Annotated in this window: 8 protein-coding genes and 2 pseudogenes; 3 read left to right on the top strand and 7 right to left on the bottom strand. The window is 35.4% G+C overall.

Annotation, left to right across the window (positions count from 1 at the left end):
* Positions 1 to 248: 248 nt before the first annotated feature.
* A complete protein-coding gene (locus AB1L08_RS21095) occupies positions 249 to 806 on the top strand; it encodes a TetR/AcrR family transcriptional regulator (RefSeq protein ID WP_413066579.1) in 558 nt (185 codons plus the stop codon).
* 49 nt (positions 807 to 855) lie between these two features.
* A pseudogene (locus AB1L08_RS21090) lies at positions 856 to 992 on the top strand (recombinase family protein); the annotation flags it as partial.
* 155 nt (positions 993 to 1,147) lie between these two features.
* Here AB1L08_RS21090 and AB1L08_RS21085 read toward each other — a convergent pair.
* From AB1L08_RS21085 to AB1L08_RS21055, 7 genes are all read right to left on the bottom strand, one after another.
* Positions 1,148 to 1,288: a hypothetical protein gene (locus AB1L08_RS21085; RefSeq protein WP_413066578.1), complete on the bottom strand. Its 141-nt coding sequence runs from the start codon at positions 1,286 to 1,288 to the stop codon at positions 1,148 to 1,150.
* A 506-nt stretch (positions 1,289 to 1,794) separates the two neighbouring features.
* Positions 1,795 to 2,196 (bottom strand): arsenate reductase (thioredoxin), encoded by a 402-nt coding sequence (gene arsC, locus AB1L08_RS21080; RefSeq protein ID WP_413066577.1) that lies wholly within the window; start codon positions 2,194 to 2,196, stop codon positions 1,795 to 1,797.
* 15 nt (positions 2,197 to 2,211) lie between these two features.
* Positions 2,212 to 3,507, bottom strand: coding sequence for an arsenic transporter (locus AB1L08_RS21075; RefSeq protein WP_413066576.1), 1,296 nt, complete (start codon positions 3,505 to 3,507; stop codon positions 2,212 to 2,214).
* A 40-nt stretch (positions 3,508 to 3,547) separates the two neighbouring features.
* Positions 3,548 to 3,985 (bottom strand): ArsI/CadI family heavy metal resistance metalloenzyme, encoded by a 438-nt coding sequence (locus AB1L08_RS21070; protein WP_413066575.1) that lies wholly within the window; start codon positions 3,983 to 3,985, stop codon positions 3,548 to 3,550.
* A 57-nt stretch (positions 3,986 to 4,042) separates the two neighbouring features.
* Positions 4,043 to 4,357 (bottom strand): arsenical resistance operon transcriptional regulator ArsR, encoded by a 315-nt coding sequence (arsR, locus tag AB1L08_RS21065; RefSeq protein WP_413066574.1) that lies wholly within the window; start codon positions 4,355 to 4,357, stop codon positions 4,043 to 4,045.
* Positions 4,358 to 4,481: 124 nt separating this feature from the next.
* Positions 4,482 to 5,531, bottom strand: a complete 1,050-nt coding sequence (locus tag AB1L08_RS21060; RefSeq protein ID WP_413066573.1) for a flavin-containing monooxygenase — start codon at positions 5,529 to 5,531, stop codon at positions 4,482 to 4,484.
* Positions 5,532 to 5,609: 78 nt separating this feature from the next.
* Positions 5,610 to 5,894, bottom strand: a complete 285-nt coding sequence (locus AB1L08_RS21055; RefSeq protein ID WP_413066572.1) for an ArsR/SmtB family transcription factor — start codon at positions 5,892 to 5,894, stop codon at positions 5,610 to 5,612.
* 517 nt (positions 5,895 to 6,411) lie between these two features.
* Between AB1L08_RS21055 and AB1L08_RS21050 the strand changes: the two are divergent.
* Positions 6,412 to 6,504, top strand: a pseudogene (locus tag AB1L08_RS21050) (recombinase family protein); the annotation flags it as partial.
* Positions 6,505 to 6,831 lie beyond the last annotated feature (327 nt).

The following is a 6,831-nucleotide window of genomic DNA, read 5'->3' as shown; positions in this document are numbered from 1 at the left end:
GGAGAACCCTAAAAGTGTGAAAGTGCTTTCAAAAATAAAGGGCGAAAATATCTGCCCACAAATGGTTGACACAGACATGTATCCCTCCTAAATTGACCTTTCATATAAATTAAAGTACAATTTGTAAGATAATGAACATCATATTCGATATCTATTGTAGTTGATTCTAACTCAACTACAATAATCAAAATGTACGAAATGTAAGATACTGAACAATTCATTGTTTTTGTATGAAAGGAGGAGGATTTATGGATAGGCGAATGCAAAAGACGAGGGACTCAATATTTAATGCTTTTAGTTCACTACTGGCACAGAAGAGATATTCGAAAATTACAGTTCAAAATATAATTGATGAAGCAAACATTGGGAGAAGCACTTTTTATTCACACTTTGAAACCAAAGACGATTTATTAAAGGTACTATGCAGTGATATATTCGACCACGTTTTTGAGGAAGAGCTGATTCCAGAAGGCTCTCATGATTTTTCCTCTGCCAATGACGACCTGGAGGTTAAAATTACGCACATTTTATACCACTTAAAAGATAGAGGAAGGGATATCAAAGGTATTCTTTCGGGTGAGAGCAGAGATTTATTTTTAAATGTATTTAAATCGTATTTGGAGCAGGTGTTTATTAGATTTATTCCAAATAAAAGCTTGGATAGAATTCCCAAAGAGTATGTTGTTAATCATATTGCTGGTAGTTTCGTTGAAACCGTAAAATGGTGGATGCAAAATGATATGGCACAGTCACCGGAAGAATTAACTAAGTATTTTTTTACAGTTATTTCTTTCAACAGAACATGATAATGTGTGACGTACCGGAGGCAATAGTTCGACTATAAACACATTCAGGAATGAACCGATTGAATTACGAAAAACAACAGATAAAAAACCGTAAAGGAGATTTGTGCCATTACAGGGGTCAGTCAGACAGCGTTTTATCGCAAGCTAAAGGAAATGGAGGATCAAGAAGGGTATAATAATTGGTAATTTTTCCATATGAAGCCAGCCCCCCATTCCTTGATTCGTTTGGTACCCCTAACACACCGGGAACGAAAAAAACAATTAATCGAAAGAAAATGAATGTTATTTTTATCCTTTAATTTACATTCGTTTTCTTCTTAATCCATAAAAAAAGACTAATTTCAAAAATTAGCCCTAAATGGATATGTACTTTCTTCTTTAAATAATTCCTTCACAATCCCACTTATATTTTTATGAATATCCATTTCTCTGTAAGGTTGTTGCTCAATTAAATGGCCTGATTCTGGCATAGCTTTCTTCAATAATCGCGCCCTATTGCTTAATAATTTCACTTCTTAAAATCATCCATATTCCAATTCCATTTTGCATTAATTGTGTCTAGGAACATAGCGATTTTTTCTTCTGATAAATCTTTTTCACCAGTAAGCGTATTTACATAAGATTTTAATACCCACGTATCTCCATATCGCTTTTTAGGTGCCTTCCATTGATAGCGAACCTATAATCAATTGTATCTATCTTCACTTCAACAGACAGTATATCTCCATGAAGAATAAAATTTTTCATTTCCATATCTTACACCCCCACAACAATTTTATCTCAATGTATTGATAACCTCTTATTGGGAAATCCCTCCGTTTTGCTCACTTACAATTACTTCACAAATTTGAACAATTACTTATACCAGAAAATGGCCCTTTACATAAATAAGGGGCACAATTCTTATTATGGAATTGCGCCCGATTGTGGAAGTATCTTGTTTAAGATATGCCATCATTATTAGTTATTAGTTTATACAGGGGGCTTTTTAATTCCCTGTTTCACTAAATTGCTTAATCCGTTCACGAATTTCGTCACGCACACGCTGAAATTCAGACCACTCTTTTCCAGCCGGATCATCAAATCCCCAGTGTTCACGTTTAACATGTGGTGGTGTGATGGGGCATTTATCAGCAGCATCTCCACATAATGTAACCACCAAATCAGCATTATTTAAGATTTCAGGATCAATAATATCTGATGTTTGACTGGAAATATCAACACCAGCTTCCTGCATGGCCTTTACAGCATTCGGGTTTAATCCATGTGCTTCAATTCCAGCACTGTGCACTTCCCACTCATCACCTAGATATTTCTTCGCCCATCCCTCTGCCATTTGGCTTCTGCAAGAGTTCCCTGTACATAAAAAATAAATTGTCTTTTTGGACATGATGTATTTCTCCTTTTAGTAAAGTAATAAGGCTACATATAGACCCAATAATGTGATAAATAGAATGGGTATCGTTAATACGATCCCCGTCTTAAAATAGGTTCCCCATGAGATTTTAACTCCTTTTTGAGACAAAACATGAAGCCATACTAAGGTTGCTAATGAGCCAATTGGGGTAATTTTCGGACCTAAATCCGAACCTATGACATTGGCATAAATTAGAGCTTCTCGGATCGTACCAGAGGTATTAGTTTCTGCAATTGCTAAAGCATCAATCATCACAGTTGGCATATTATTCATCAATGATGATAAAAGAGCTGCAATAAAGCCCATTGCAACCGTTGCGACAAATAGCCCCTGATCGGCAGCTGCTTGGATTCCACTTGCCAACGAATGTGTCAGCCAGGCGTTTCCTAAACCATACACAACAACATACATTCCAATCGAGAAAAAAACGATATTCCATGGAGCCCCTTTTATAACGGATTTCGTATTTACCGCATGACTCCTTCGCGCTATGAATAAAAAGAAAATGGCAATCAATCCTGCCACAATCGATACAGGGAGTCGAATGAATTCACTCGAAAAGTACCCAATCAGTAAAATCCCAAGAACATACCAGGAAAGGCGAAACATCTTTTTATCCCTAATGGCCTCTGCTGGTTTCTTTAATTTAGACAAATCGTACGTTTTCGGGATGTTTTTTCTAAAATAAATCAATAATACCGTGATGGTTGCAATCAATGAAAACAGATTCGGAATAATCATTCTTAAAGCATATTCTACGAACCCAATATCAAAGAAATCAGCAGATACAATGTTCACTAAGTTACTTACAACGAAAGGCAGTGAAGTGGTATCAGCGATAAAACCACTCGCCATAATGAACGGGAAAATCATTGCTTCTTTAAAGTTCAAATTACGAACCATGGCAAGAACAATTGGTGTCAAAATAAGGGCAGCTCCATCATTGGCAAATAACGCAGCTACAATGGCTCCCAAAATACTGACATATATGAACATTTTGATTCCGTTTCCTTTAGCCGCCCTTGCCATATGTAAAGCAGCCCATTCAAATAATCCAATTTCATCTAATATTAAAGAGATAAGGATAATAGCTACAAACGATAATGTCGCATTCCACGTAATGTCTATGACCTCTAAGACATCACTGAATCCGACAACACCAACCAAAAGAGCAAGGAGTGCTCCACCACAGGCGGACCACCCGATGTTCAAGCCCTTAGGCTGCCAGATAACTAAAATAAGTGTTGCTAAAAAAATTACTGATGCCAATATTGCTGTTGTCACTGTTTAACCTCCATTATTCAAAAAAAGAAGTAATCACCTATTAGCAGCAAGAATTCGCTTTTTCTTCCTTAGAAGTTGTGCAGCAAGCTGTATCTTCAATTTTGTGAACCTCGCTGTCTGTTTTTGTATAAAAGAATTCCCACTCATTTCCGTCTGGATCTGTTACCCAAAATTTATCTTGTACCGCATAGCAGCAAGTTGTATTCATTTCATCACGGGCAAAGAATCCTTCTTTTTCTAACCGTTCCTTATGAGCTGTAATTTCTTCTGCTGTTTCTACTTGAAATCCAAAATGATTAACCTGATTTCCGCTCACTTCATCGCGTACATTAAGAGTAAAGTTGAGTCCAGGGCTTTCCAACAAGAATTTCGCATAATCAGCTTTTACCTTTACAGGTGATACACCAAATACTTTTTGGTAAAACTCAATGGATTGCTCTAAATTCGTTACATTAATTCCCACGTGAACAAATTTCATTATAATTCCTCCTTAATTTTAATAAATCAAAAAAAATTGATGTATAGCACAAAAAAATTAGCAGCAACTTCCTTTTCCTGTTTTTCTAAAAATGCAGCACAATTCTTCTGATAATAGTTTGTTTACTTCCGTATCATTTAAATCGTAATAACTCCAAGTGCCTTTAGTTTCTTTAACGATTAATCCTGCATCCAATAAAATCTTTAAGTGATAGGAAAGTTTCGATTGGGTCATTTCAAATACCTCTGTTAGATCACATACACATGTTTTTCCTCTTTGACAAAGCTCATACATGATTTCCAAACGCTTCTGATCAGCTAAAGCTTTAAACTTTTTTTCATATTCTTGAAACTGGTCTGTTATTACAGTCATTCTCACTTTCCCTTTCATCAAATTTTTTTGATGTTTAAAGTATACACAAAATAATTATGTGTATGCAAACACTAAATCAATTTTTTTTGATTTATTTTGGAAAAAGTCACTTTTAAGAGGACTTTTAAATTATATGTTCTTTAATGTGTCTCACCACATATTTTGCATCCCTTCCTACCCCCCGAATGGTAGCAGAAGAAAATGAGCGCTGCCCAGAAATACCTACAAAGTATAATCCAGGTGTTGTGATGCTTATTCCTCTTTTGTGTAACGGGGTGCCATTTAATTCTACCGCTCCCTTTAGGGATGTTAAATAACTCACATTAAGAAGATAACCAGTTGCATAGATGACAGTATCCACTTTCTCATTTGTCCCATCTTTCCATATAATCCCCTCTTCTGTAAAACGGACAAACATATCTTTCCTTTCTGGCATATTATTTAAAATCGCTTCCTTATAAATTCCTGTATCTAATACAGAGCTACTCAAGGCAAATTTCTTTCCGAAAGGAAGGGTGTCAATTCCCGTTACCTTAAGCCAGAAATGAAGGTCCTTACCTAATATTCGTTGGGGAGCATAGTTAATGGTTTTCCTCGTTGCGAGTGTAACGTTTGAAACTTTTGCTAATTCGTAGGCAATTTGTATAGCAGAATTTCCTGCACCGACAACTATCACTCTTTGCTTTTTAAACTCTTCTACATTTTTGTATTGGCTTGAGTGCAATATTTTACCTTTGAACAATTCGCTTCCTTCTATTTGAGGAATACTCGGGTTACTAAACGCCCCAGTAGCTGAAATGATCGCCTTCGAATAATAAACGTTCCCATTAGCAGTGTTAATTTCAAATGAATCACCTTTTTTCTGAATATCCAACACCCTTTGTTCTGTCCTAATATTCAATCCAAAATGCTCTGCATATTGACTCAAATAGGAAATCACTTCATCTTTAGATGGATAGCGATCCAAATCTCCAGAAATCTGTAAACCAGGAAGTGATGAATAACGAGCTGGAGAGAATAGGGTTAAACTGTCATAGTATTTTGGCCATGAACCAACGGCTTGTACTTCCGCTTCTAAAATCAAATATGTTATACCTTCTTTTTGCAAGTGGTAACCAGAAGCTAATCCCGCCTGCCCCCCACCAATAACAAAACAATCAAATTGATTTTTCATTTTTATACTCTCCTTTTTCATATCGTTATTTAACGATGTGTCATTGAATAAATATGAACATATAGAATTCCTACATGTTCACTTACAACAATCCGTCAGTATTTGATTTAAGCTCTGTAATAACTCCATGATTTTATTTCTATCTGTTGAGTAGAAAACTTGTTTCCCTTCCTTCCGAGAAGAAAGGAGCCCTGCCTTTTTTAAAATTGCTAATTGCTCAGAAGCCGTTGATTGACCAATACCAACTAATTCAGACACTTGATTCACTGTTACTTCATTTCTGTTTAAAAATAAAAATATGATTTCCTGTCTCTTTTCACTAGCCAAAGCTTTTAAAAAGCGATAGATTTCCTCATTAATCAAATGTTGAACTCCTTTCGTACAATTACATATCGTGTTTTTACGATATGTTTTCCTCCATCATAATCCACTCCATTTTTCATGTCAATCCCCAAAAAAATTATAATATTTATTACCTACCCAACGCTTGAAATAAATTATTTCTGGATCATCCTCGTCAAAGTTTTCAACAGTGCTAGCCCTAATGTAGACCAGGGACTGAAAAAGAAAATGCATTACCTCATTTGATAGGTTGGGATAATGAAATGGAACCATAATCTCAGCACTTTTGGCTATCCGCTTAACCCCGCCAAAAAAGCTATACCTCTTAAATTGTGAATATTGAGAAAACCAAACTTCTCTATTAAAAAACTAAAAATTCTTCATCCTTATACTTACATGAAGTTTCACCGCTAACCTCGTTTGTAAGCGTACCTAAATTCAGTTGTATCAAACATTTCATTCTATCAACCTTCAATTTCTGGTGCCCGTAGGGAGATCCATGAAGGATTAAATAAAGTGGAACAATGGAACTAGGTGAAAGCTTACTGTTGCACTACGGATGTATGACAGTAAAGAATATTCTATTACAGAGATAGTGGCAGTAACCAAAATTTATCAGGGTTCTCTCTAGATGGCAGTCAGTCGAAGAAAGCTTGATGAAATAAAGATCATTTTTTCCATTTACTTTTATTGATTACTTTGTGGTCTACAGCAAGAACCCTGTTATCACTCCTGTATAGGTTCTATAAAGAGAATTTTCCAAAAGCTTTTAACGCTATTCCAAATTCATACCTTTATATTTTATGTCCCCTTCCGTTAGACCTAGTTCAATTTACTTAATAATTTAAATTGACTAAATATTTACGTTAAATTAACATTCTATCCTATTTTCCGCTAATCGTATTATGTCAGATTGTAAAATAGAAAAATGACATTTTTTACTTTTTTTCTTCAGGGA

The sequence above is a fragment of the Siminovitchia jepli genome, from assembly GCF_047228825.1.
Taxonomy (GTDB): domain Bacteria; phylum Bacillota; class Bacilli; order Bacillales; family Bacillaceae_C; genus Siminovitchia.
Note: the sequence above shows the minus strand (reverse complement) of the source record. Positions and strands in the feature narration are given on the sequence as shown.

Excerpts from the sequence above, each read along its gene's own strand:
- AB1L08_RS21095 (WP_413066579.1), top strand. The coding sequence starts at position 249 with ATGGATAGGCGAATGCAAAAGACGAGGGACTCAATATTTAATGCTTTT.
- arsC (WP_413066577.1), bottom strand. The coding sequence starts at position 2,196 with ATGTCCAAAAAGACAATTTATTTTTTATGTACAGGGAACTCTTGCAGA.
- AB1L08_RS21070 (WP_413066575.1), bottom strand. The coding sequence starts at position 3,985 with ATGAAATTTGTTCACGTGGGAATTAATGTAACGAATTTAGAGCAATCC.
- arsR (WP_413066574.1), bottom strand. The coding sequence starts at position 4,357 with ATGACTGTAATAACAGACCAGTTTCAAGAATATGAAAAAAAGTTTAAA.
- AB1L08_RS21060 (WP_413066573.1), bottom strand. The coding sequence starts at position 5,531 with ATGAAAAATCAATTTGATTGTTTTGTTATTGGTGGGGGGCAGGCGGGA.